Genomic DNA, 24,495 nt, shown 5'->3' on the forward strand with positions numbered 1-24,495 from the left:
CACAACGGCGTCTCCCATTCGTGGTCGATTGCATGCCCGAGCGAAATTAGCGGCGGAATTCGACGATCCGGATCAGCCGCGAAGCCGGTGGTCCCGGGCCGAACGGCCGATTCAGCGGCACCGCGGCCCGCCGATCGGCCAGTGCGGCAGCGGACGCCGCCGGACCCCGCGGAAGGTGCGAAGGGGACGCGGAGCCGCGGCGCGGGCGGCGGGACGCGAAAGAGCCCGGCGGGGAATTCCTCGCCGGGCTCCACTGGTTCCCGTTGCGGAAGCGGGGGGATTCGAACCCCCGGTCCCTCTCGGGACGCTCGCTTTCAAGCTCTGAGAACGTCAGTTCGGCCGTGTTCAGCGCACCCATAACCAGGGATTCCTCAGAAATTCTGAACTTCGATGAACCCAGCTGAACCGGCGCAACTGCTACCAGGACTGCAACCACGAGGGCGGTCCGACGGGTCTGCCAGCGTCAGGAATAGCCTCTACGCATGGCCAAGCAAGGCGAGAGCGACTCGTGGGCATCGAGCCCCGGACGTCGTCGCAACATGCAGGCGAATCGCTCGCGTGACACTAAGCCGGAGCTGGCAGTGAGACGGCGGTTGCATCGGCGCGGCCTGCGGTATCGGGTCGATGCCGCACCGATTCCGGCGCTGCGACGCCGGGCAGACATTGTGTTCGCCAAGGCACGCGTCGCAGTCTTTGTCGATGGGTGCTTCTGGCACGGCTGTCCTGAGCATGGCCGCAAGAGCTTCAACCACAACACCGCTTATTGGCCTACGAAGATCGCGGCCAACATGGCGCGCGACCGGGATACGGACGCCCGCCTTCGCGAGGCAGGATGGACCGTGCTGCGCTTCTGGGAGCACCAGGACGCAGACATCATCGCTAAAGACATCATCGACGTACTTCAAGCCCTGCAGAGCAGCGCTAAGCTACCGACGAGAAGTACCCCAAGCTAGGTTTGTCGAACCTGCCGATCACAAGCCCCCGGTCGAGGAAGCGGTTGAACTCCTCGCAGCTGGTTTCAGGCAGGTGGGCACAGCCGTGACAGGCCGCAAGATTGCAAGAGTCTGGTCCCTGCCCTTTCTCTCCTGCGTCCATACAGACAGGGTCTGTGGAGCACCAGCGGGCATCCTTTACAGCGTTGGCCATGACCGGCCACAGATTTTCGGGCTTGGCCATTCTCACCAAGCCGCCCATCGTGCCTTCAGAATCGCCGGTTGCGGTATAGATCAGCAAGCCTGCCATCATCCGGCCCGGCGTCTCGGAGACGTAGAGGCGTTCTCGAAGTGAGGCCGAACTATAGCCACAGGTGAAGATTAGCTCGTTGATCAGAAGGTGGGCGAGCGTGTGGATCAGCACGAAGCGCGGGCTGAGGATTCTTGGCGCGATCCCACGCAGGCGGGCAACTTCGCCGTACTGGTCGGTAATTTTCTTGGCACGGGACATCACCTCCGGTCGCTGTTCCCACATCTGCAAACTTGCAAGGTTGAGTTCCAGGTAAATTCCTTCACCTTTTACGACGTACGCTGGCAGCCAGTCATGCTCGGGGGAGAGTGTCCGACGGCGCAACAGTGCTTTGCCGACTGAGAGCTTAAGGTCGTGGTCACGTATGCGTGTGAAGCCGCGCAGTGCTCGCGTCTCGGTCAGCGTTTCGATGCGCCGGACACGCTCGAGCAGCCCAGATAGCTCGGGATGAATGCCGGGGTTTGACGAGGCTAGAAAATCATCAGTCGGGGTCTCGCGGAGCAGCTGGAACTCCGGGTACCGCCAGACATCGGTACTGGTGAGCGAATCGGCACCTTCCTCATCGCTGTTCCCGTCTTCCTCGTCCGTTCCGGCACTTGCTTGGGCTGCGCTGTCAATGCCGAACATGTCGCGGTAGCCCGCCAAGAGCTCTTCGTCGTTGTTCAGGCGGAACAGCTCGTGCGGCAGCTCGGCTCGGATCTGTTCTGCGGTCACATTTGCCCCATCCAGCCGATTCAGCATGCGGAGGATCGGCCGGACATCTGCCCGGTTCAGCAAGTCATGGAGCTCGGCGCTCACGGCGCCGACCTGCCTTGGCAAATAGATCGATGACTCGACCTTCGGAAAGTAGACGTTGCCGGCACCGCGGAGCGCACCGCGGATTGGCTCGCCACACGCCCCGGCCGACTCGGCTAGCCATGGCCGTGCTCCTTTGCAGTAGTACGGCTGGTCGGTGGAGACGAGTTGGTCGGTCAGGTAGGTGTGTTCGACCTGGTTATTGTCCCAGTGCGAGTTCGTGATTCCTTCAAGCGAGCGCTCCTTGCCACACCCCTTCGGTTTGCCCTTCGAATCGCAGACCACGACCTGGCCCTCAAGGCCGCCGCCGCCGCGTGACTCAAGTCGCAACGTTCCGCTGCAGTCGGGGCTGAGGCTTCTATGGACCCACTCTCGGAACGGGAAGTCGTCGAGGTGCCCATGGACGCAGATCGCAACAAAGGGCACCTGGGACATGCGCGGTGGCTTCCGCTTGGCGCCATCCGCATCCTGCTTGTGCTTCGGGTCTGGGCATTCGACCGGTTGCGCCATGCTGAGCGGGCTCAGTTCGAGCCGCTTGCAGTACATGCAGAACGACCATTGGGGAAACCGGAGCACTGGAACCTTGAGGTTAGTGTTCCGGGGATCGCTTTCGCGCTGACGGATCCGGTAGTCGGGTGGCAGCCGGAATTCACGCACCTGGAGGCGCTCCTCCAGACGCCAGTCCTGGACTCGGTACTCGTTTAGTTCAAGGAGCTGGGGGGAATCAATCCTGTACCAGTGGTCGAGACCGGCGGTGATCACCGAGGTGCCGTTCACCAAGATGCTCATCGCACCGACCCCGAACGGCGACACCAGCTGGGCTCGTCGAATGCTTCCTGAGCTCATTGCTCATCCTCCTCGGCTAGGGCAATTTCTTCCCGGTTGTAATCCAAGGAGATCTCTAGACGGCACTCGGCATCGACGTTACGCATGCTGGTTGGGACGTCCCACATAGTTGCCTCAGCCGTAAGGTCCGGAAGCGTTCCTGCGTACCGCATCAAGCCCTGTTTCGGATCACCTCCTCTGATGTTCGCGCTCCAATCTGTCCGTTCCCATTTCGCCCATTCCTTAGCCCGCTTCCGTTGTTCCTGCTCGAGGGTCTGAAGCTCACCGGGATCTGCGATTACTGCCCGCTCTCTGAGGAGGTCCACTGCCGCGTCATATTCCGACTCAGGAAACGGATAAACGGGCAGGGTGATCTCAGCTGACTGGCGGATGTGCGCCACTGTAGCGGCATGGAGCGCTCGCTTAAGTACGGGTGCGGCGTACGGCGTTACTGACGTCGGCTCAACTTGGGCATAGAGCTGCTCGTGGTATGTGCGGAAACGCTCGTAGTGGCTACGGTCCCTTGGCTTGGCCGCACCGTAGATCGTAAGCACCAGGCCCGGGCTTCGGTCTGGTCGACGGCCCACCCGGCCGCTGACCTGGATGTACTGTGCTGTGGTCTTAGGCTGGCCGACGATGGTCATCAGGCCGAGCCGGTCAATGTCGACACCGACCTCGATGATGTTCGAGGCCAGGCAGATGTCGACGCAGCCGGGATCGCCATATGCGATCTGCAATTGTTCGATAGCCTTGGGGATGTCGTCACTACGCCGACGACTGGTGAGTTCCATTGGGATTCTCGGCCACCTCGGCGACTTGAGGTCTTCCCGTCGACGCAATCCAGCCAGGTAGTCCGGAATGTCGGACTGGATCAGTGATACCGTATTGCCCAGCTCCCGAAGGCTATTTAGGAAGTTCAAATTGGTCCAGTAGCCGTCCTTGTCGGCATCAGGGATATCGACTGCACCCTGGAGTGTTGCTGCTGCAACCCGCACTTGGACCGTCTGCGTAGATCCGAGCGAGGCGCTCAAGATGCCGAGATAGCGCCTCCCCGGCTCGGGCTCACCGTTCTCCAGCAGAGCAGGTTCGGCAAAGAATGAGTGGCCCTCCGTCAATCCGTGCGGTGGAAAGAGCGCGACTTGCGCGCGGCCGAACAGTCCACGGACCTGGTCCTCGTAACGCCGAATCGTCGCTGTCGCGGCGATGATCTTCGGTGGAAGGGGTTCTTCGTTCCGCTTATCAGTACAAAGGTCATCGATAACAGGCTCATAGAGGCCGACCATCGAGCCGAGTGGCCCAGAAATTAGGTGCAGCTCGTCCTGAATGATCAATCCGGGAGGCGAGAATCGCCGAGAACCGTCGTCGGCCAATCCGAAGATGGCTCTGGCTTCCGGGCGCCATGCCATCATTGCAAACTTGTCGACCGTACCGATCACAATCGATGGGCGACTGTCATAGATGTCCTGGTCGACCACATGCACAGGCAACTTACGTCTGCCACCGAATCGGCAGGCGCGATCCGCACAACGGAACTCGACCTTCTTTCCAACTGGCTCGTAGCCGATAATGTCCTGCCCACGACCGGGCTTCCGCTTGGGCCCCATTTCGGTGCCGCACCACGGACAGCGCAGCAACAGAAATTTGTTCTGAGCTGAGTTGTGACTTGCTAGCTGGCGCAGGTTCTCACGGGCTTGGTCCCAGTTGTTGGGGGTCGAAGAACCGCCCAACCAGATGCCAATACCGAATGGCATCGTACCGAGTTCGTCCTCGTTTCGTGAGCGGATGTCCTCCAGCACGCACACAAGCGCGGCCGCCCGCAGGAACTGCTGCGAGGTCAGGAGTCTCAGGGTGTACCGCATGAGCGTGTCGGTGCCCGCGTCGTCCTTCTTGCGAAGACGACGGGCGAGCAGGCTGACTGCAGCGGCGCCGAGGTACGCCTCGGTCTTACCCCCACCGGTCGGGAAGAAGATGAGGTCGACGATCGAGCGGGTGGACTGTGTCCGATCGATGAGCTCCGGGAGACTGGCCAGCAGGAAGGCGATCTGGAACGGTCGCCAGTTGCCTTTGCCTGGGACCGGTGTCGGCGTCGGATGGCTCCCTGTGACGACCAGTCGACCGTCCCGATGGCGCTCAACTGGGCGCCTTTCGAAACTTGATCGCAACTGCTGGAAGAGCATGGCTTCGTTAGCGAGCCGAAATGCCCGTTTCGCTGTCGGATCGGTCGTCACCAGCTGCCAACCCGCGCGCATCCGGTCGAGCGCGAGCTGAGCCTGATCCATGTGGCGCAACGCTGCCTGGTGGAACTTCTGAGGCAGATCGTCGATCTCGGCCTTACGAGCCTCAATCCATTCGCGGTACAGCCGCAGTACGGTTTCGACTTGCACCCGACCGGCATCGGTTCCGTTCGCCAGTTCCTCCATGCTGACAGTCACCGGCTGACGGGTGCCATCGGACGCGGTCATATAGACGTTCGGTGTCAGGCTGACAACCTCATGCGCAGGCAGGGGCTCGGCCCAGACCTCAGTTGCGAGGCTTTGTCCCGAGAGTGTCTTCCAGTCGGCCGCACATCCATGACCGATGGCGTAAGTTAGCCGGTCCCGGTAGAGCAAAGCGATCGATTGTTCTTCGGGGTCCGGCTCGTGCTGTTCGACATCCGGGTAAGCCGTAATCCGTATCCCTCCGTCTGGTTGTGCTCGGAAGGTCATCTGAAACAGAGCTGAGGAGGGGCCTGACCCTGGCGTCGTGTTGAGCGCCGCCATGGTGATCAGCCGCTCCGTCGAGTCTGCCGCTCGGCCAGGGAGTCTGCGACTGAAAACCTGCAGCGTCGGGGTGACTCGGAGTTCCCCGATCGGCTTAAGCGAAACATTCTTTCGGTTGTTAGTAGCGTCAAGCAGCGTTCGCCCAGGGATTCGGCCGGTCAACTCAAAAGGACGGCGGACCCACCAGATGCGCGGGCGGTGAAGCCCTGCCCAGGTGACGGATATGCGGTCGTAGTATGCGCCCTTGATGGTCACAGCGAGCGAGCCCTCCGAGGGCACCTCGCACTGGAACGAGATGGCCATGGCGGAGGGTTTGAACTTGTTGGCGTCCGTTAGGTCGAAGTCGTCAGAGTCAGCTTCACCGCTTAACGCAATGGTGTCCTTAACCTCGAGTTGAGGTCCAAGTTGGGGTAGGAACTCGTCGTTCTCGCTTAGTCCCGTGACGCCGGTTGTCTCGTCGTCGGCCTCTTCGGACTGGAGATCTTCATGATTGGCCTGGATAACCGTGCCATGGTCGGCGGCGCCTCCAAAGAGAACTCCAACGCCATAGCGGTGGAGTGGATCGCCTCCGGTCAAGATCTCTTGCCCAGTGCTGGCATCGTGCCAGAGGCCGTAGCTGTCCTCGCGCTTATCGAAGTGATAGGTGCCCGAGGAGCAGTCAAGCGGCTTGCCACGAAAAAGCTCATCTGGCGGCGGCCCGAATAGTTCACGCCGAACTGCGGCCTCCATGATGGCGCGGCCCTCGACACCTGTCATGGTTTCCCTCCGTAGGTGGCGCGAAATGTCTGAGTCTCAATTAGCGCGACCAGGCGGTCTGTTGCGCGGGTCATTCCGACATAAAGCAGTGCCTCGAAATTGAGTCCTGCCCCTTCGTCAAGATCGGTGATGATAACTGCCGGGGATTCCAATCCCTTGAAAGCGTGGATCGTGCTAAAGCGCAGCTGACTGCTTCTGGGGGCTTGCCCATCGGCTGGTCGCAGGATCTGGCGCAGCCACTGATCTTTAGTTGTTTCAGCGGTTGAACCGCTTCTAAGCGGGCTGAGAACAATCATCTCGTCCAAGCCAAATCCGTCCTCGCGTAGAGTCCGCACGGCATCGGCTAGCAAGGTCGACTGATCCTGCCCCCTCTGAACAGGTATGAACTCCGGATCAACGCCATCATCAGGGCGCCGGAACCGGCGATAACCAGGGACCATGTGGCTCAGTTTCTTCACCACCGTGCCTATTCGTGGCAAGTTCCTGCAGTTCACATTCAGGGCGAAGGTGGCCAATCCGTGGATTCGCTCGCTCAGTAACGCGCGGCCGTCGCCGCTCTCATAGATTGCTTGACGCTCAAAGTCGCCGAACAACACCACTCGGCCACCCTTGAGACCGTCCTTCACCAGCAGGTCGAGTACATCGAGCATCGGATTTCGTGCCAGGTCTTGGACCTCGTCGACAATGAGGAAGTCCGCAGCCTCTGTCTCCCCATGATCGAGCAGTGCTTCCACTGTGAGGTCTGGCAGTTGGGTTTCCCAGAACTGCGGTCCCGTCTCTATCGGCGTCTGAACACCGCTCAGGCGAAGGGCCTCCTGATGGAAGGTGCCGACACGAAGCCCCTCGATATCAGCCATTTCCCGTTTGAGCCGCTGCCCGAGGAGACGATTGAAGCAGATCAGGCGCCCCGTACGTCCGAGTTCGATCTCACGGCGCGCAGCCTCCATCGCCAGCCAAGTTTTGCCGCACCCGGCCGGACCCGAGAACATTACTGCCCGGTTATGTTGCATGCTGTCAAGCGCATCATATTGCTCGTCTATGAAGGCCGCGAGCTGGTTTTCTCGTACTCGCCTGATGTCGCCTGGCACAATCGCAGCCTCAAATTTTGGCCGAAGGACACTCGCGATCCGGTTGGCTGTGTCCTCATCAAGTCCGACGGCGCCAGGGGTAAAGCCTCGGATGCGACTCCCTAAGTGCTCGGTGCCAGCCGCAAGAGCTCGGGAAACCGCGCCCGCAGCGTTCGCCTTGAGGTCTTCCGAATCGAGCAGTTGCCAACTGTGCCACTCCGGGTTATGCGGCAGCTTCGCCCGGGCGCGGACGTGTGTGAACCACACGGCGTCGAGCACTGGCACAGACCGCAGATTCACATCATGGGACCGGAGGTAGTCCTTGATGCTGTGCATGGCTTCGTTTACCTGTTGGAATGGCCCGCGACTGGTGGGCGCCTGGGAGCCGAGCTTCCATCGCCCATCGGGCAAGCGCTTAACTGAAGAGTGGGACTTGACCTCGATGACCAGGACCCCATGGTTTGGCACGACCACGACGAAGTCGGCTTCACCTTGAACCTGCCGGACGTGCGAGGCGATCGCGAGTGAATGGAGCACAATCCAGTCGCCGGTCTCCGGGCTGGTAGCGAGAGCTTCGAAGACCGCACTCTCTCCGGGCGGCGCATCCTCTGGGCAGTACGGAGGCATCATTCGAGCCACTTGGCACTCCGATCCGGATGTAGTACGCGCGCCTCATGGCGGGCGATGACCTCGACGTGTGGTGAGATGCTGAGAACGCGCGTCGCGATGACTCCGCGGAAGCCCGGTGACTTCAACTCAAGCCGGAGGTGACCGTTGCGTTCAAGAAGTGACATGTCGGCTGCTGCGACCACTTCCTCGAGCTGGTCAGCGATGTCGGCGATGGCCTGTGCTCGCTTGCGGCGCATAACCGTCGCCAAGTCGTACGCTGGGTGGAAATCGATTCCAAGCCACCGGAGAAGTCTCTCGAAATCTTGGTCGCTGCGGGGGCGCGCGAGCATCGGTTCGGTCCAAGCCTCGGCACGGTAGGAACTCTTCACACCGGCGTCTGCAAGTTTGCGGACAACGTGGGTTCGACCGTGCTTATTAAGTTGCTCCCGCAAGGCACCCTTCCACTTTGCTTGCGACTCCTCCACAACCTTTGCCTGCGATCCCATCAGCATCAGTGCAGCTGCGTACAGTGCTTGTCGTTCGGTTTCACCGTCTCGGAGTAGTAGGTAAGTGCCTGGACGGACGTCTTCAATGTCGACATTCATGATCCGCCCCCCACCGGGCTGGGACGGGTCTACGGTGCGGATCCAATCGCCATCGTCTTCGAGCCACGTACCGTAGGCCCCGCTCAACAGCACACGCCGGGCAGTGACCTCCTCAGTCCCGGGCTCTCTGCGCGCTTTCGGCCCCGGGGGAACCCAACTGGCCTGCGGAAGCAATTCAGCTTCGTCGACTGAGTTTGCTGTCGGCGGCGAGCTCGGCTCGGTTGCATGCCCTGTCAGGAAGGGCCGCCCGGTAACTATAACGGCACCTTCAGCTCGCTCAGCGAGCACCGAACACGGCAGCGAACGGTCGCCAAACCACTCGGGGAAGACGAAGTTCAATGCCTCGGTTAAAGGCGCGTTCACTAGCGATGCTGGGAAGAATCGTGGTGGACCAACTGCATACCCGTACTCGACGAACAACTGCTCGCGAATGAGTTGACTGACGCTCCTTACCCGGTAGCCGAGCTGACCGAGCCAGCTTTCCAGACCTGCCACAGCCGACCCGCTCACTGCGATAACGACACAGTCTTCAGCATTCGCTTCTTGGATGAGCTCCAGGAGCACGCCGCCCGTGGCGATATCGGTTGCTGCCACTGACTCAGCGGCAGCAACTAGTTCGTCAAGGGCGTGCTGTGCCTGAGAACCAAAACCGGACCGCACGCGAACTGCTTCGGCTCTCACTTCAACGACAGCTTGCCGGAGAGCAGCGTTGACTTGAACGGGCGGAGGCTGCGTTAGTAGCCTCCAACGCAGAGCTTTTGCCGCACCGAGCAAATTATCTAAGAGTCCCGAGCTGTCATCGCGCGCGAGTAACAGTACATTCCGAATAGCATTGTTGAATCGCGCCCCTAGCGGATCCCTGACTATATCGAGCTCGACGCCGTTCCGAAGGAGCGTAGCCGAGCGTTCATGCCGTGCGGCAACTACTTCAATCCGATTCATAGCGGCACCGCAAATCCGAGCGCCTCGACGCCTGCCGGAGGCTTCCAATTCAGTTCACGCTCGAGCGGGACTGGTTCCCCTCTTGTATTGCGATAGTTCATCACCCTTTCCGAGGCTGATTCATCTACAACACTGCGGTCCAGAATCGAAATTACAACGTCAGACTCGATCGCGGGTAGGTGTTTCGTCGCCGCCGCGCCGTCCAGCACCACGGCGCGGACCTCCGAAGGCGGTGGTTCCTCTTCGAGCTGCGACGCTGCCCAAAGTTGCGTTGACCACGTTGCGGCTCGCGGGTACTCAGGAAGAAGAAGATTCGCGATCCGCTCACGCTCGTAACCGATACCAAGGAATGCCGTGAGGTCCTCGCGCAGCCACTTTAGCGTCCCGATCAACGCCAGGTCTTTCGGTGGAGCACACAGCCGCGCTGCCCAACCGCTGTCTAGCCCGGTCAGCCTGCTGATCACCCCCGGCTCGGGTGCAGATTGAGTGCGAGGCACCTCCAGCGAGTCGAGCGGGACCAGCGCACGTAGCTTGTCAATCTGCCACTCGCTGCCAAACCGGGCGCGATCCTTGTCGACATTGATGCCGCCGAAGCGCTCGGTCAGCACCTTGTTCGGGGTGACGACCCGCGCTGGCGCGTGGATCGGCATCGTGGCGATGACCTCACGGACAGGTCGGATACTTGGCGCAGCAGCCGCCGACATCCATCCACAGCCGGTCAGCACCGCGGCGAAGTCGCGGATCGGCACCGAGAGCGCGACCACTAGCTGGGTCTCTGGATGTTCCCTAGACCAGCGCGCAGCCATGCGGCCGAGCATTACGAACTTGCCGATCCAATCGGCCGCAAGCACAGGCCCGGTGTCGTCCTGTGCAAGCGTCATGTACGTCGGGACACGACGCTGCCCCGTTCCCACCGCTACCACCCCTGCCATGTTCAAACCTCGGCAGCTGCAATATCAGGGCATTATGGGATGCTTCCCATGAGATTGACTTCTCTAGGCGAAATCTCGGATGCCTGCGAACCTTCCACTCCCGTGGATGACCTGGTCATGCGTTCGGGTCGCCACGCGTGTAGTCCCTTCTGTGAGGCGTTAGCGAGCGCTTCAATAATCGCGTCGGCAAGCGCCCGGGCTAGGGGCGGGGGTACAGCATTCGAGACCTGTTCAACCTGGGCAGAGAGAGTTCCATCAAGTACGAACTCGTGCGGGAAACCTTGAAGAAGCATGGCTTCGTAGATACTCAGGCGCCGACGCCCCTCGGGGTGAACGTGAATCTCCCGATGCCCGTATGCGACAGTTGGGCTGGGTTTGTCCCAATCCAAACGACGGAAACTCCTGCCAGCCCGACTGGCCCCGTCAGGCTCTGAGAATCGCTTAGATACAGGACGCATCGTCCAGTGGTTCTCATGATGAGGAATCTCCGCCGCCGTAATTTGCCGCGAGAAGTAGGCTGGATCCGGAAGGGACCCGATCACACCACGAACGGTAAGGTTTTTGCCTTCCGTAGTCTTGCGAGGGCGAAAAAGTTCCGCTGCGTCTGAACTCCGAAATCCCGAGATGATCACACGATTTCGCGTTTGCGCAACTCCATAGTCCAGTGCTGAATACTCGTCAACACTCGCCATCAGGCCGATCTCTTTGAACTTCGACAGGATTCCACTGAAAACGACAGAGTGCTTTGCGTCCTTAATTCCTAGAACATTCTCGAAAAGGACGAATTCAACTGTGTACTTTTCCTGTAGTGCCTCGACTATATGAAGGTACAGCAGAGGGAGCCGATTCCTTGGATCGTTCGCTGCACTGCCACTGTTTGAGCGGGAGAATCCTTGACACGGTGGTCCGCCAATGACGCCGATCTTATCGCCCGGTTCCAAGACGCCCTCAAGGTGCTCCAGCACCCCCTTGGGGCCGAGTTCCTCGAGGTCGGCCGCGAGCGACATCGTGCCCTTGAAGTTGCGCCTATGGGTCTGGATGGAAGCAAAAGACCTGTCCACTGCAAACTTGAGCGAGAAGCCTGCTTCACGAAAACCGAGGTCAAGACCGCCGGCGCCAGAGAAGAGACTTACGATCTTAGGCAACGCCATGCTGACTCCCGTCCACGTGCGCTCGCGCAGCGGTCAGGCTGACGGCGCCTTCTTTCTCCATGCCCCACCATCGCCGCATACTGAACGCGGTCCACGCGCTCACTCTAGTGATCAACAGCGCTGACTGTAACGGAGGTCGGCGACGTTTTGTGGAGAACACCTGGATTGGCGCGGCAGCTGAGGTCATCTCGATGCGCCCGGTCCGAGGGAAGGTTGGGCACCTTGTGCATCGTCAACCGCGACGCCGTGCCGCTCACGGCCCCGCCGAGGTCGCTGCTGCGCACGATAGACCGCCCGGTCAGAGCGCTGTAGAACTTGCCCTGTTGCTCTGGTCGTCAAAGTCGCGAGGATCACGCGAACTGACGCGACATGCCACTTGTCACCCCAGATGGCCTGGCGACTGACGCCTCGAAATGTGTTGGATGTCCTGTGTGGGCGCCCTCGCTGGAGTCAGGCTGCAGTGACGTAGGTGCCCATGCCGTTGACGACGGTGAGTAGGCCGGCTTCTTGGAGGTGGCGGATGGCCTTGGTGGCGGTGACCTTGGTGACGCCGTAGATCTCGGCGAGTTCGGGTCCGGAGGGGAGGCGCTGGCCTGGGGAGAGTTCGCCGGATTCGATGTCGGCTCGGAGGTCGTCGGCGATCTGGGACCAGACGTAGACCGGCAGGTCCCGGTTGATCCTGTCTGCGCGGCTCTCCCAGCTCATAACCCGACGCTATGCAGGAGGAGGAAGCTACGCCTGATGAGATGAACCCATAGGTACGTGTAGGTAGCTGCACTTTTGCTTATGGAAGTGACCCAGGCCGAGGAGCCGAAAGCGGTCTTCGTTGACGGCCGACGCTGGCTCGTGTGCCCGGTCGCCGGTCCTGACTGCTTCCGTGTCGTGGCCGACCTCGGGCGCATCGCTGTCGACGCGGTCGAGTTCCACGCGGAGAACCATCACTTGGGAAGGCGCTGTTCCTGCTGTGGCCGATGACCGCTTGGCCGTCGAAGGGCGGGGAGTCGCCATTCGACGTGCGATAACGCCCCGAGAGGCGATCTCACAGGGCGTTGAGATCGCCACAGCGGCGATGAAAGGCCTTGCCCGGTGTCCAGGCAAGGGCGGAGGTGCGGTGTGAACTGGTCAGCCGGTGCCGTGAAGCAGTCGTTCGAGGTCTTCGGCCGGCGCCGCGCACCGGAAGCCGGTGTCGTCGTCGCACATGGTCTCGTTGGCGTCGTTGAACTGCGACGGGACCGCGCGGTCGAACTGGCTCGTCCAGGCTCCGCCCTTGAGCTCGCGCCGTCCGGGCGTGGACTGGGTGTCGAGCCATTCCCAGACGTTGCCGCACATGTCGTAGACGCCGTAGGGGCTGGTCCCGGACTGGTAGCAGTCGACGGCCGTCGTGGTGCCGACGCCGTTCTCGCGGACGTTGCACTTGGCCGGCGTCGGCTGGTCGCCCCACGGGTAGGTCGCACCGCGGGTTCCTCTGGCGGCCTTCTCCCACTGCTGCGCGGTTGGGAGCGTCTTGCCCGCCCACTTCGCGTAGGCGGCGGCGTCCTTCCAGGTCACCCACACCACGGGGTGGTTGGCCAGTTCCTTCGGGAAGGTGCCGTTTTCCCAGTGCTGCGGCGGCTGGTGCCCAGTGGCGGCGACGAACTGGGCGTAGTCGGCGTTGCTGACCAGGTAGATGTCGATGTAGTACGACGGCACCCACAGGGGCGTGTTGCTCGGGCCGGACTGGTAGATGCTGCCGTCCACCTTGACCATCGAGCTGCCGGTGAGCGGGTGGCGAACCTGGCTGCTCCCAATCGGTTCGATGGTCTCGGCGCCGGAGATCTCCGCACCGCCGGTAAGGCCCTTGAACCGGGCTTTGGTGTCCGGGTCGGACATCCGCAAGGCCGTGTCCAGGATCGCCTGGTTGACCGGGATCGGGGTGACATCTGAGCCTTTGGCTTCCCACTTCGAGATGTTGCGCTCACTCACGCCCAGGTGGGCAGCGAACTCCCGAAGACTCAGCCGCATCGCGGTGCGGAGAGCCTTGATCTCGGTCCCCGTCCAAACCTGCACATTCGCCACTTGCCAGCTCCCCTGTCACGACTTCCGCAGGGAAGCCTAAAGGTCATGCCCGCGTGGCTACACCCTTTCGCCTGGGATGTCTGCGTACAGCCCGCGCAGCTCGTCAAGAACGGGGTGTTCCTTGGGCCATTCGTTGCTCTCAACGGCGGAGACCACCCGGAGGCCGGTGGCGGCGTTCGTCGCGAAAACGGCGTCCATCTCGTTCAGGTCGGAGAGCGTCACCGGCTCCACAACCACCGACTCGTCGAACTCCTGCTGAAGCAGGGTCATGGTGACCCCGGACAGGTACTCGGCCTTGGGCCAGATGATCTGTCCATCTCGGACGAAGCCGATGTTCGAGGTCGCGATCTCGCTGATGGTGCCGTTGGGGTTGAGAAACAGCACGTCATCGAAGCCGTCGCGCTGGGCGATGCGGCGCCGGCGGAGCGCGGCGTACAGGCCGATGTGCTTCACCGGCGGATCATCGCGAACGTAGGAGATCGCTCGAAGCCGCAGCGGTGACGCGATGCCCGGAGAGGCCTCACGCGTGGTCACGAGAACGTGCGGTTCGGCGTCTTGGCCGATCGTGCCGAGGCTGAGCGCGGGGTCATAGATCGTCACGCGGGCCGTCGTCAGAGCCGGCGCGTCTTCGAGCGCCAGGCGGACGAAGTGCCGGACGCGGTCGACGTCCAGGTCGACGTCGAAGAGCTGGCGGCAGTCACGCAAGAGCCGCTGCATGTGGTGGGACAGGCCGCGTACGCGCCCCTCCTCAACCCTCATCGACGTGAAGTGGCCGTAGTTCGTCAAGGCCAGGGTCTTGACCTGCTCCATGTCGGGCGGCGTGCCGTTGAGCTGCATGGGGACCAGCTTGGCAGCTGACCGGCCAATTCTGAACTTCAACGGAACCGGAGTGCAGCACGAGTTCAGGGGCACCGGTTCAGCACGGGTTCAGTGTAGGGCGTTCGAGGACAGTTCTTTGCAGCTCGCTGAGACCGCAATCTGGATATGTCAGCGGAACGGGCAAGCGAAAAGCCCTCAGCGAGAAGGAGAAAGTCATGGCGAAGCAGGCCTTCCCCGGAGTCCAGACCGGCGGCATCATGCCCAAGCTCATCGGCGCGGCCGTCACCTTCGCGGTCCTGGTCCTCATCGTGAAGCACCCTGCCGAGTCGGCGGTGTGGGTCAAGGGCGCGTTCGAGCTCTTCATCGCCCTCGTCAACGGCATGGCCCAGTTCTTCCAGGGACTCATGGCATGACGGCGCCGACCACGAAGCGGTCCGCGCTACTCGTCCCGGACTCGGCTGATGAGGTCGTCAAGCCGCCCCTCCAGGGCGTTGATAGCGGCGTCCGCCTGCTGAACCGTCTTGCGAAGCTCGGTCAGCTCCGAGCGTGTGCGGGTGAGTTCCGCAGCCACGTCGACCTGCTCCGAAGGCTCCCGGACGTAGGCGCCGGCGTTGGTCCGGATCGTGACCACGCCGGCGTCCCGGAGCAGGCGCACGGCAGCCAGCGCGGTGTTGACCGCAACCTCGTACTCCTCCGCGAGCAGGCGATATGTCGGCAGCTGGGCACCCGGGGCGAATTCGCCGGCGTCGATCCGCCCCTGTAGGGCGTCCGCCACACGCCGACTAGCTGGGCGCTTGTCCTCGTGCGCGTCGTCAGTAGCCACGTGATCAGCGTACTCGGCATGTCTTGAGACATGGGTTGACAGCTCATCCCGCGCGCCCTAATGTTTCGCGACAGATAAATATCTTAAGACATCAGGAGGTAGCAATGCCTTACCAGGGCTACGGGTCCCTTGGAGCCGAGCTGGCCAACTGCGAGGCCGAACTGAGCGAGTTCGAGCAGGAGGCGGTGCAGGACTACTGGGCGCAGGTCATCGCCGACGAGCTGGGCGAGCTGCCCGTGGCGCCCTTCGTCTGGTCGGAGCTGGGCGCGGGGGAGCGCACGCGGCTGCGGCGCTACGAGCGTCGCGAGGCCGGCGCGGTGCTGCGGCTGATCACGACCGAGGCGGACTCCGGGGAGGCGGCGTGAACGGGTTGCTGAATTGGCTGTTGTCCGGGCGGCGGGTGCCGCGGTTTTCGACCGAGGACGGCTCCAGGGGTGCCAGGCGGCGGCGTGAGCTGACCTGCCCGGAGCACAAGCCGAGCAGTGGTGAGCAGGTCAGTGAGGTGTCGGTGCGGTGGACCTGCGACTGCGGTGCCTATCGCTTCGAGATCGACGCGCCTCCGCCGCACGTCGATGAGGTCCCCACGGCGGCGTATCTGGAGATGGAGCGTAGGGGCCTTCAAGGGAAGAAGGGGCCGTGGCGTTCCCAGATCACCGGCAAGCCCCTGCTGGTCAAGCGCACCGAACCGGCCGACGAACCGGCGGTCGAGGCGTGCGCGTCGGAGCGGGCGGAGCGCGAGCTGCGCTGCGACCGCAAGGCCCGGGAGTACGTCAAGCGGTACGGGCCGAATGCGGCGCGGGATGAGGCCTACTGGGCCGATCAGAACAACGACGCCTGGATGGCTGAGGCCCTGTTCCGGGCTGCCGATCGTGTCGACGGCGGCGAGACCACCTGGCCTTTTTGATGCACCCGACCCAGCAGGCCAGTCGCCAAACCAACTGCTGGGCCGGGTCTCCCACCGATCACGAAACCGTTAGGAGATCTCTGATGCTACGGATCACCGCTAGCCCCCGTGGGGGTGCGCGATGACTACCGCGAACAGCTCGTACCCCGTGCCAGTCGCCGAGCTGCTGCCGCAGGCACGCCACCTGGTCACGCAGTTGGGGCGTACGCCGAGCCGGAACCAGTTGATGGCTGAGCTGCGGATCGGGGCGCCGAAGGCCCGCGAGATCCTGGAGCGCTTGGCCGCCGAGCAGCCGGTGAAGGCTTCCAACCCGGCCGGTCTGCACGTGGTCACCGACCCCACCCCGGCCGAAACCGAACCCACCGAGACCCACGACAACGAACCCACCGAGGCCGAGCCTGAGACCGCCGACGTGGAACCGGTCGCCGAGTCTGAGCCAGTTTCTGCCGAACAGTCGGAGCCGGTGCGTGAGGTCGAGTCTGAGCCGATCACCACGGCCGCAGACCCGGCTAAACCCGCCGACGATCAGGCGCCGAGGCCGGTGGCGGTGTGGCCGGTGATGCTGCTGGCTTTGCCCGCGTTCGTGGCGATCTGGTCCGGGTGGGTCGGACTCGGCCAGCTCACCGGGTTCGGCATCGTGCACCCGCTGCCGGGGATCGCGGACGCGTTCGCCATCAACACGGCGATCACGCTCCCGATCGGAGTGGAGACCTACGCCGCCTACGCCTTGCGGGTCTGGCTGTCCGGCCAGGTTCCGGCCCGTGCCCGGCGGTTTGCGAAGTACTCCGCGCTCGGCTCGCTCGGGCTGGGGGCGTTGGGGCAGATCGCGTTCCACCTGATGAAGGCCGCCGGCATGACCTCCGCGCCCTGGCTCATCACCGCCGCCGTGGCGTGCCTGCCCGTCGCCGTGCTCGGCATGGGCGCCGGCCTGGCCCACCTGATCAAAGACACCCACCGGGAGGTGCAGCGATGACCGAACAGCCGAACACCCCCAAGCCCGAGGACAACGAGCACCAGGCCGACGAGCAGGCCGCGCGGGTGCTGCGCTTCCCCTCCGAACGCCTCTAGTCCGACCAGGCCGAGGCCGACGGCCAGGTGGTCGACGGGGAGTTGGTCGAGGAGGACCAGGCCCCGCAGGTCGACCAGGCCCAGCCCGCTGGGGATGGGGCGAGTCTGGTTCGCCGTGAGAAGCGCGAACCGGTCCTGCCCCGGTGGGCGAGCAGCGTTGAGGAGTTCCGGGAGACCGCGAAGTGGGCGGTGGGCTACGCCGGCCACACCCTGGCCTTCCACGCGGTACGCTGCCCGGTCTACATCGCCCGCATCCTCATCCGCGTTCCGCAAGGCACGCTGCGGCTGCTCCGCGGGTTCCTGCGGTGGGTGACCGACGCCGAAGGCCGCCCGGTTCGGCACGCTGCCGCTGACCGCGCCGACGCTGCGGAGTACCTGCGGCTGTCCGGACAGCGTGATAGCCGGGTCCGGGGCCGCATCTACGCCACCGTCGGCCTCGGGGTGGCTGCGCTTGCGGCGTTCTTCCTCGGCCGCGAGCTGCTGCCCGAGCTGATCCAGTACGCGATCGTGGCCGGCGCGCTCGGTGCGGTGGGGTGGTTGGGTGCTCCGGCGGATCAGCCGATCGCCTCCCGTGCGGTGGAGGCGACGAAGGTGCCGAAGCTGACCAGCAACGCCGTCGAAACCGCCCTCAACGCCCTGGGCATCTCCGGGATCAACCAGGCAATGGCTAAGGGCGGCGAAGGCATCGGGTTCCCCAAGCCGATCTCGCGTGACGGCAAGGGATGGCGGGCCGACATCGACCTGCCGCACGGTGTGACACCGGGCGACATCATGGACCGCCGCGAAAAACTCGCCTCCGGCCTCCGCAGGCCACTCGGGTGCGTGTGGCCCGAGGCCGACAACGCCGAGCACGCTGCGCGTCTCATCCTCTGGGTCGGTGATCAGGACATGCGCAAGGCTAAGCAGCCCGCCTGGGCACTGCGCAAGGGCGTGCGCGTGGACCTCTTCCAGCCCCAACCGTTCGGCACCGACCAGCGCGGCCGGTGGGTGGACCTGCGCCTGATGTTCACCTCGGTGGCCATCGGGGCGATCCCGCGCATGGGCAAGACCTTCGCCCTCCGCGAGCTCCTGCTCATCGCCGCACTCGACCCGCGCGCGGAGTTGCACACCTACGACCTCAAGGGCACCGGCGACCTCGACCCCCTGGAAAAGGTCACCCACGCCCACGGCGTCGGAGACGACGACGAAGAGATCGAAAAGGCTATTAGTGACCTGCGGAAACTCCGCGACGAGCTCCGCCGCCGAGCCAAGCTCATCCGGGACCTCGCCAAACAGGGTCTCGCCCCGGAGAACAAGGTCACCCCAGAGCTCGCGGGCAAGAAGAGCCTTGGGCTGCACCCGATCGTCATCGGTGTCGACGAGTGCCAAGTGTGGTTCGAGCACCCCGACCACGGCGAGGAGTTCGAAGCCATCTGCACCGACCTCGTCAAACGAGGACCCGCGCTGGGAATCATCATCATGTTGGCTACCCAGCGCCCGGACGCGAAGAGCCTGCCCACGGGGATCTCGGCGAACGTGTCGACGCGGTTCTGCCTGAAGGTACAGGGCCAGACCGAAAACGACATGGTCCTGGGCACCTCGAAGTACAAGCAGGGCGTCCGAGCGACGACGTTCGCCTGGGCGGACAAGGGCATCGGCTACCTCGTCGGCGAAGGCTCGGATGCCCAGATCGTGCGCACGGTGGCCGGTTTGGATGGTCCGGCCTCGGAGAAGGTTGCGGCCTACGCCCGCACCTTGCGCGAGCAGGCCGGAACGCTGACCGGCCACGCCACCGGCGAGGCGCCGGACGTCGACGAGTCGGTGTCCAAGAAGGACACGTTGCTCGAAGACATCCTGGCCGTGGTCGGCGAGACCGAGAAGAAGGTCTGGAACGAACGCGTCATCGCCCGCCTCTACGAGCTCAAGCCCGAGGTCTACGGCACCTACACCGAGTCGGCCGACCTCACCGCCGCGCTCAAGCGGCATGGCATCCGCACCGCCCAGGTGTGGGGCACCACCGACGACAACAAGGGCGCCAGCCGCATCGGCATCACCCGCGCCGACATCGCCCACGAAGTCGCGGAGCGTAACCGCCGTGAGGGGTCCGGCTAGCCCTCGCCGGGTCTCTAGACCTAGACGACCACGCCTCTAGGTCTAGAGACCCCGCTAGACCCCCACTCCCACTCTCACCAGCGCCCTAGTCCCTAGAGGTGCCTGGGCCAGTGCGCCCAAAAACCGCCCAGGAGGCCACCTGTGACCCCCACCGACCCCGCTAGCACCGTCCTGTTCCTCGCGCTCCTATTGGTCACTTTCGGTTACGGCGTGACGTGCTGGTTCTGGCCCTTCAAGGCCTGCCGCACCTGCCACGGCACCGGCAAACGCCGCGCCCCCTTCGGCCGCGCCCTCCGTCTCTGCCCGCCCTGCGACGGCACCGGCCTTCGCCTTCGCCCCGGCCGCCGCGTGATCAACGCCGCCCGCCGCATCCACCGCGCCAACCACCACCGCAACTGAAAGGGGCAGCCATGACCACGAACCTCACCATCGCCAGCTGGCTCGCTGCCCAGGGCATGCACGTCTTCCCGCTGCGGCCCGGCAGCAAGCGCCCGTTCGCCAACTGCCCGCACTGCAAGGCCGGCCACACCGCACCGGCCGCCTGCCGGTGCCTGACCGCCGAGCAGCCCTGCCACGGACTGCTCGCCGCCACCACCGATCACGAGCTGATCCGGCAGTGGTGGACCCGCACACCCCGCGCCGGCGTCGGCATCGCCACCGGGCCGTCCGGGCTGGTCGTGCTCGACCTCGACCGCAAGCCCAAGACACCGGCCCCGGCCGCGCACGACGTGCCCAGCCCAGTCGGCGACGGGTTGGAAGCCCTCGACGCCCTGACCATCGCCGCCAGCGTGTCCTGGCCAACCACACTCGCCATCGCCACACCCTCCGGTGGCCGGCACCTGTACTTCCGCGCCCCGGCTGGCTTGGACGTGCCCAGCGACGCCACCGGCCGAGTGGGGCATCAGATCGACGTCCGTGCTCAAGGCGGCTACGTCGTCGCTCCCGGAACCCGCATCACTACACCCCCGGAGGACGTTGCCGGCGCCTACAGCCGGATCTCAGCGACGGCTGAGATCGCCGAGCTGCCCACCTGGCTGCGAGCCCGGGTCATGCCCCCGGCCACCCCGGCACCAGCAGCTCCCAACCTCGCCGCCGAGCGGCCAGGCGCGCACGCACCGGGCTACTGGCAGCGCATCTGGGAAGGACAGCTGACCAAGGTCGAAACGGAGCCGGGGGAGCGCTGGCGCCTGGTCTACGCGGCCGCTCGCCGCCTGGCGAACCTCGCCACCCACGACACCGCCCCTTGGACGGCGACCGAGGCGATCGACGCCCTGACCGCCGCCGCCCTCCGTCGCCGGGAGCGCACGGGCAAGCCGCTCGAACCCGCCGCCGCCCGACGCAACGCCCTCCGGGGTTGGGAGCGCGGAACCCACGACGGCCCGGAATCCCTGCTGGGACGAGGCGCGGCATGACTACCACCGACATGAAGGGAGGTAGCCCGATGACGGCACCCACCACCGGCGCGGAGCTCCTGGACGAGCTCCACCAGGCGGTGACGCGCTACGTGATCCTGCCCAGCCCACAGGCCGTCGACGCCGTGGTCTTGTGGATCGCCGCGACCCACGCCCAGCCCGCGTGGGCGCATGCCCCGCGCCTGGTCATCCGCGCACCGGAGAAACGCTGCGGCAAGTCCCGGCTTCTCGACGTGGTCGAGGCTGCCTGCTACGAGCCGCTGATCACCGTCAACGCCTCGCCGTCGGCGGTGTACCGCTCGATCGACGAGGACCCGCCCACGATGCTCGTCGACGAGGCCGACACGATTTTCGGCGCCGACGCGGGCAACAACGAAGACCTGCGCGGGCTGCTCAACGCCGGACACCAGCGCAACCGTCCTGCGATCCGGTTCGACGCCAACACCCGCAAGGTCGAAGCCATCCCGACCTTCGCAATGGCCGCGTTGGCCGGCATCGGCGCCATGCCCGACACGATCGAAGACCGAGCGGTCGTGATCCGCATGCGCCGACGGGCACCGGGCGAGAAGGTCTCGCCCTTCCGGCACCGCCGCGATCGGCCGGCGCTGACCCGCCTTGCAGACCGGATCAACGGATGGTTGCGCGCTGACCTGGACAAGCTCGAAGCCGCTGAGCCGGACATGCCGCTGGAAGACCGAGCGGCCGACACCTGGGAACCACTGACCGCGCTGGCCGACCACGCCGGAGGGACGTGGCCGGAGCGAGCACGGCAAGCCGCGGTTGACCTCCTGGCCGAAGCCAACGACAGCGACCAGGGCTCGATGAAAATTCGACTGCTGGTCGACATCCGCCGTGCCTTCGCCGATCAGCAGGCCATCTCCACCAGCGACCTGCTAGGCAAGCTCAACGCCGACTTGGAAGCGCCCTGGTGCGAGTACGGACCGTTGGGCCTCAACCCCAACAAGCTCTCGAAGCTGCTGGCGGACTTCGAGATCCGCTCCAGCAACGTCCGCTTCCCAGACGGCTCCCAAGCCAAGGGTTACCGCCGCGCCGACTTCGTTGACGCCTGGGCTCGGTACTGCCCGCCGGAGTCCCCAGCCGGGGAGGCGTCCCAGCCGTCCCAAGCGTCCCAACCCAGGTCAGCGCGGGACGGCACCACCGCCCGGGACAGCTCAAGCCGTCCCACCCAGATCACCGGCCCAGTCCCTTGGGACGGCAAAAGCCGTCCCGGTACTGCAAGCCGTCCCGCGCTGACCTGCATCGGGACGGATGGGACGGCTGGGACGGCTACCCCGCACGCCACGAACAACAGGGGGGTCGCATGACCGCGAACACCGCACAGCTCGCCGCCACGCTCGCATCGCTCGCGGCCTTGCTCGCGGATCAGCAGACCGCCGAGCCACCTCAGCCCGAGCAGGCTGCCCGCGTGATGCCGGATCGAGTGCTGCTGACGGTTGAAGAAGCTGCCCAGTGCCTCGGAATTGGCCGGACGAAGACCTACGCCCTGGTCCGTGATGGCGAGCTCGAATCCGTCCAGATCGGCCGATTGCGCCGCGTGCCCAAGAACGCGATCGAGGACTACGCAGCCCGACTTGTTCAACGGCGACCGTCGAAGGCCTGAGGGAGATACCTATGGCGAAGAAGAGCAGGAACGCCAACGGCGGTTCGAGCATCCACAAAGGTTCTGACGGCTCGTGGCATGGATGGGTGAGTGTTGGAACCAAGGACAACGGACGGCCGGACCGTCGGCACGTGCGTGGCAAGACGAAAACCGAAGTAGCGGCGAAGGTCCGCAAGCTTGAACGCGAACGAGACGAAGGAAAGCTGCGCAAGGCAGGCCAGACCTGGACGGTTGCCCAGTGGCTCACGCATTGGCTGGAAACCATCGTCGCTCCGCCGGCCATCACGGAGAACGCATGGGATGCCTACGCCAACGCCGTCCGTGTGCACCTCATCCCCGGAGTCGGCGGGCACAGGCTCGACAAGTTGGAACCGGAACACCTTGAACGCCTTTACCGGAAGATGATCCAGGCCGGGGCGAAGGCGGGAAATGCGCACCAGGTTCACCGGACCATTCGTGCGGCGCTCAACGAGGCGAAGCGGCGCAAGCACATCACCGAAAACCCGGCGTCGATTGCCCGCGCGCCAAAGGTGGACGAGACCGAGGTCGAGCCGTACACGGTCGAAGAGATCAAGTGCCTGCTCGAAACCGCACAAGAGCAGCGAAACAGTGCGCGATGGGCGATCGCGTTGGCCCTTGGTCTGAGGCAGGGGGAGGTGCTTGGCCTGCAATGGTCGGACGTCGACCTTGAGGCCGGGACACTCGTTGTCCGCCGGAATCGGCTCCGGCCGAAATGGAAGCACGGTTGCGGCGAGAAGTGCGGGCGCAAGCGCGCCGGACACTGCCCGCAGCGGGTCCCGGCCAGGGAGGAGACGGCAGGGACGAAATCGCGGGCGGGGATGCGTGGCATGGGCCTTCCCGACGAGCTGGTCCAGCTGCTCAAGGAGCATCGCGACCAGCAGGAGAGGGAACGACAGCTGGCGGCCGGCATGTGGGAGGAGAGCGACTACGTGTTCACCAAGCCCAAGGGCGGCCCGCTCCATCCGCGAACGGACTACGCGCACTGGCTCCGCCTTCTGGAACGAGCCGGTGTCTCAGAGAGGCGGCTGCACGACGCCAGGCACACTGCCGCAACGGTCTTGCTCTTGCTCGGAGTCCCGGAGCGGACGGTCATGGGCGTCATGGGGTGGTCCAACACCGCGATGGCGGCCAGGTACCAGCACGTGACCGCTGCGATTCGTCGCGACGTGGCCCACAGCGTTGGGGGCCTGCTGTGGAAGTCGGCGGCAGGCGAACCCGGCTCGGAGGGCGGGGCGTCCGAGCCGTCGCGGACAGCCTGACGGGACGCAACTGCTACCAAAACTGCTACCGCGACCAAAAGGACCCGGTGGGGGAGATCCCCATCGGGTCCTGTTTGTGCTGGTCAGCTGAGCGGAAGCGGCGGGATTCGAACCCGCGGTCGGTCTCCCGACGCTCGCTTTCAAGGCGAGTGCATTCGGCCGCTCTGCCACGCTTCCAGGGCCGGAGCCTAGCCCGCTGGGACGGTTCGGGGGACAGCGGGGAGGGGCTGCGCTCAGGCGTCCGGGCGGTCGTGCAGGCGGGTGCGGAGGCGTTCGAAGACGGCGGCGAGGACCTGCTTCTCGGCGGGCTCCAGCAGGTCGATGAAGTGCTCGCGGACGCTGGCGACGTGGGTGGGTGCCGCGGTGCGCAGGACTTCGAGACCGCGGTCGGTGAGGACGGCGAGGACGCCGCGGCCGTCTTCGAGGCAGTCGTTGCGGCGCACCAGCTCGGCGTTCTCCAGCCTGCGGATCTGGTGCGAGATGCGGCTCTTGGAGTGCGCCACGTCGCGGGCGAGCTCGCTCATCCGCTGCTGCCTGCCGGGCTGCTCGGAGAGCCGGACGAGGATCTCGTAGTCGGCGATGGACAGGTTGTGCGCGGCCTGCAGCTCCCGGTTCAGCCGGTGCTCCAGCAGGGCGCTGCCCTCGATGTACGAGCGCCACGCCGCCATCTCGCCGTCGTCGAGCCAGCGGGCCTGTTCTTCGCTCCCATCGATCACGCCCACCAGGTTAGTCCGCGGTG

The 24,495-nt window shown here is 64.4% G+C and carries 22 protein-coding genes and 1 tRNA gene; 11 read left to right on the forward strand and 12 right to left on the reverse strand.

Annotated features, from left to right (window positions below; all coding sequences use genetic code 11):
• Positions 1–482 precede the first annotated feature (482 nt).
• Positions 483–953 carry a very short patch repair endonuclease gene (locus H1226_RS00730; protein ID WP_258344946.1) on the forward strand — a complete coding sequence of 157 codons (471 nt, stop codon included), beginning with the start codon at positions 483–485 and terminating at the stop codon, positions 951–953.
• Here H1226_RS00730 and drmB read toward each other — a convergent pair.
• The 9 genes from drmB to H1226_RS00775 form a co-directional block, all read right to left on the reverse strand.
• Complete coding sequence (gene drmB / locus H1226_RS00735; RefSeq protein ID WP_258344947.1) at positions 922–2,883, reverse strand: DUF1998 domain-containing protein; 1,962 nt, start codon at positions 2,881–2,883, stop codon at positions 922–924. The two genes, H1226_RS00730 and drmB, sit on opposite strands and share 32 nt — an antisense overlap.
• A complete protein-coding gene (locus H1226_RS00740) occupies positions 2,880–6,377 on the reverse strand; it encodes a helicase-related protein (RefSeq protein WP_258344948.1) in 3,498 nt (1,165 codons plus the stop codon). Before H1226_RS00740 ends, drmB begins: the two co-directional genes overlap by 4 nt.
• Positions 6,374–8,074: a nuclease-related domain-containing DEAD/DEAH box helicase gene (locus tag H1226_RS00745; protein ID WP_258349528.1), complete on the reverse strand. Its 1,701-nt coding sequence runs from the start codon at positions 8,072–8,074 to the stop codon at positions 6,374–6,376. The genes H1226_RS00740 and H1226_RS00745 overlap by 4 nt, the downstream gene beginning before the upstream one ends.
• Positions 8,071–9,252, reverse strand: coding sequence for a hypothetical protein (locus tag H1226_RS00750; RefSeq protein ID WP_258344955.1), 1,182 nt, complete (start codon positions 9,250–9,252; stop codon positions 8,071–8,073). The genes H1226_RS00745 and H1226_RS00750 overlap by 4 nt, the downstream gene beginning before the upstream one ends.
• A 344-nt stretch (positions 9,253–9,596) precedes the next feature.
• A complete protein-coding gene (locus H1226_RS00755) occupies positions 9,597–10,532 on the reverse strand; it encodes a hypothetical protein (protein ID WP_258344957.1) in 936 nt (311 codons plus the stop codon).
• 32 nt (positions 10,533–10,564) lie between these two features.
• Complete coding sequence (locus tag H1226_RS00760; protein WP_258344959.1) at positions 10,565–11,683, reverse strand: DNA cytosine methyltransferase; 1,119 nt, start codon at positions 11,681–11,683, stop codon at positions 10,565–10,567.
• A 450-nt stretch (positions 11,684–12,133) separates the two neighbouring features.
• A complete protein-coding gene (locus H1226_RS00765; protein WP_258344961.1) occupies positions 12,134–12,388 on the reverse strand; it encodes a winged helix-turn-helix domain-containing protein in 255 nt (84 codons plus the stop codon).
• Positions 12,389–12,805: 417 nt separating this feature from the next.
• A complete protein-coding gene (locus H1226_RS00770; RefSeq protein WP_258344963.1) occupies positions 12,806–13,738 on the reverse strand; it encodes an SUMF1/EgtB/PvdO family nonheme iron enzyme in 933 nt (310 codons plus the stop codon).
• Between the two features lie 57 nt (positions 13,739–13,795).
• Positions 13,796–14,575, reverse strand: coding sequence for an aminotransferase class IV family protein (locus H1226_RS00775; RefSeq protein WP_258344964.1), 780 nt, complete (start codon positions 14,573–14,575; stop codon positions 13,796–13,798).
• A gap of 197 nt (positions 14,576–14,772) precedes the next feature.
• Here H1226_RS00775 and H1226_RS00780 point away from each other — a divergent pair, with 197 nt between their 5' ends.
• Positions 14,773–14,970, forward strand: a complete 198-nt coding sequence (locus H1226_RS00780; protein WP_258344965.1) for a hypothetical protein — start codon at positions 14,773–14,775, stop codon at positions 14,968–14,970.
• A gap of 26 nt (positions 14,971–14,996) precedes the next feature.
• On the opposite strand, the gene H1226_RS00785 is transcribed toward H1226_RS00780, so the two are convergent.
• Positions 14,997–15,380, reverse strand: coding sequence for a GntR family transcriptional regulator (locus H1226_RS00785; protein WP_207918454.1), 384 nt, complete (start codon positions 15,378–15,380; stop codon positions 14,997–14,999).
• A gap of 104 nt (positions 15,381–15,484) precedes the next feature.
• Here H1226_RS00785 and H1226_RS00790 point away from each other — a divergent pair, with 104 nt between their 5' ends.
• The 9 genes from H1226_RS00790 to H1226_RS00830 all read left to right on the forward strand — a co-directional run bounded on the left by H1226_RS00790 (position 15,485) and on the right by H1226_RS00830 (position 23,756).
• Positions 15,485–15,745, forward strand: coding sequence for a hypothetical protein (locus H1226_RS00790; RefSeq protein ID WP_258344966.1), 261 nt, complete (start codon positions 15,485–15,487; stop codon positions 15,743–15,745).
• The gene (locus H1226_RS00795; RefSeq protein WP_258344967.1) at positions 15,742–16,284 is read left to right on the forward strand and encodes a hypothetical protein; all 543 of its coding nucleotides are present in this window, start codon (positions 15,742–15,744) and stop codon (positions 16,282–16,284) included. Before H1226_RS00790 ends, H1226_RS00795 begins: the two co-directional genes overlap by 4 nt.
• Positions 16,285–16,561: 277 nt before the next feature.
• The gene (locus H1226_RS00800) at positions 16,562–17,257 is read left to right on the forward strand and encodes an ABC transporter permease (RefSeq protein ID WP_258344968.1); all 696 of its coding nucleotides are present in this window, start codon (positions 16,562–16,564) and stop codon (positions 17,255–17,257) included.
• Between the two features lie 137 nt (positions 17,258–17,394).
• Positions 17,395–19,443 carry an FtsK/SpoIIIE domain-containing protein gene (locus H1226_RS00805; RefSeq protein WP_258344974.1) on the forward strand — a complete coding sequence of 683 codons (2,049 nt, stop codon included), beginning with the start codon at positions 17,395–17,397 and terminating at the stop codon, positions 19,441–19,443.
• A 141-nt stretch (positions 19,444–19,584) separates the two neighbouring features.
• On the forward strand, positions 19,585–19,842 hold the full coding sequence (locus tag H1226_RS00810; protein ID WP_258344975.1) for a hypothetical protein: 258 nt from the start codon (positions 19,585–19,587) through the stop codon (positions 19,840–19,842).
• A gap of 11 nt (positions 19,843–19,853) precedes the next feature.
• On the forward strand, positions 19,854–20,855 hold the full coding sequence (locus H1226_RS00815; protein ID WP_258344976.1) for a bifunctional DNA primase/polymerase: 1,002 nt from the start codon (positions 19,854–19,856) through the stop codon (positions 20,853–20,855).
• Positions 20,852–22,180 (forward strand): DUF3631 domain-containing protein, encoded by a 1,329-nt coding sequence (locus tag H1226_RS00820; RefSeq protein WP_258344977.1) that lies wholly within the window; start codon positions 20,852–20,854, stop codon positions 22,178–22,180. The genes H1226_RS00815 and H1226_RS00820 overlap by 4 nt, the downstream gene beginning before the upstream one ends.
• A complete protein-coding gene (locus H1226_RS00825; RefSeq protein WP_258344979.1) occupies positions 22,177–22,476 on the forward strand; it encodes a helix-turn-helix domain-containing protein in 300 nt (99 codons plus the stop codon). The genes H1226_RS00820 and H1226_RS00825 overlap by 4 nt, the downstream gene beginning before the upstream one ends.
• Before the next feature lie 5 nt (positions 22,477–22,481).
• On the forward strand, positions 22,482–23,756 hold the full coding sequence (locus tag H1226_RS00830) for a tyrosine-type recombinase/integrase (protein ID WP_455363833.1): 1,275 nt from the start codon (positions 22,482–22,484) through the stop codon (positions 23,754–23,756).
• A 92-nt stretch (positions 23,757–23,848) separates the two neighbouring features.
• On the opposite strand, the gene H1226_RS00835 is transcribed toward H1226_RS00830, so the two are convergent.
• Positions 23,849–23,933, reverse strand: a tRNA-Ser gene (locus H1226_RS00835).
• A 56-nt stretch (positions 23,934–23,989) separates the two neighbouring features.
• Positions 23,990–24,424 (reverse strand): MarR family winged helix-turn-helix transcriptional regulator, encoded by a 435-nt coding sequence (locus H1226_RS00840; protein WP_373690098.1) that lies wholly within the window; start codon positions 24,422–24,424, stop codon positions 23,990–23,992.
• Positions 24,425–24,495 lie beyond the last annotated feature (71 nt).

The sequence above is a fragment of the Saccharopolyspora gregorii genome (genome assembly GCF_024734405.1).
Taxonomy (GTDB): Bacteria; Actinomycetota; Actinomycetes; order Mycobacteriales; family Pseudonocardiaceae; genus Saccharopolyspora_C; species Saccharopolyspora_C gregorii.

Bases quoted from the DNA above. Each gene is read 5' to 3' on its own strand.
- H1226_RS00755 (WP_258344957.1), bottom strand. From the start codon at position 10,532: ATGGCAGGGGTGGTAGCGGTGGGAACGGGGCAGCGTCGTGTCCCGACG.
- drmB (WP_258344947.1), bottom strand. From the start codon at position 2,883: ATGAGCTCAGGAAGCATTCGACGAGCCCAGCTGGTGTCGCCGTTCGGG.
- H1226_RS00820 (WP_258344977.1), top strand. From the start codon at position 20,852: ATGACTACCACCGACATGAAGGGAGGTAGCCCGATGACGGCACCCACC.
- H1226_RS00780 (WP_258344965.1), top strand. From the start codon at position 14,773: ATGGCGAAGCAGGCCTTCCCCGGAGTCCAGACCGGCGGCATCATGCCC.
- H1226_RS00775 (WP_258344964.1), bottom strand. From the start codon at position 14,575: ATGCAGCTCAACGGCACGCCGCCCGACATGGAGCAGGTCAAGACCCTG.
- H1226_RS00760 (WP_258344959.1), bottom strand. From the start codon at position 11,683: ATGGCGTTGCCTAAGATCGTAAGTCTCTTCTCTGGCGCCGGCGGTCTT.
- H1226_RS00740 (WP_258344948.1), bottom strand. From the start codon at position 6,377: ATGACAGGTGTCGAGGGCCGCGCCATCATGGAGGCCGCAGTTCGGCGT.
- H1226_RS00730 (WP_258344946.1), top strand. From the start codon at position 483: ATGGCCAAGCAAGGCGAGAGCGACTCGTGGGCATCGAGCCCCGGACGT.
- H1226_RS00790 (WP_258344966.1), top strand. From the start codon at position 15,485: ATGCCTTACCAGGGCTACGGGTCCCTTGGAGCCGAGCTGGCCAACTGC.
- H1226_RS00815 (WP_258344976.1), top strand. From the start codon at position 19,854: ATGACCACGAACCTCACCATCGCCAGCTGGCTCGCTGCCCAGGGCATG.
- H1226_RS00825 (WP_258344979.1), top strand. From the start codon at position 22,177: ATGACCGCGAACACCGCACAGCTCGCCGCCACGCTCGCATCGCTCGCG.
- H1226_RS00745 (WP_258349528.1), bottom strand. From the start codon at position 8,074: ATGATGCCTCCGTACTGCCCAGAGGATGCGCCGCCCGGAGAGAGTGCG.
- H1226_RS00765 (WP_258344961.1), bottom strand. From the start codon at position 12,388: ATGAGCTGGGAGAGCCGCGCAGACAGGATCAACCGGGACCTGCCGGTC.
- H1226_RS00840 (WP_373690098.1), bottom strand. From the start codon at position 24,424: ATGGCGGCGTGGCGCTCGTACATCGAGGGCAGCGCCCTGCTGGAGCAC.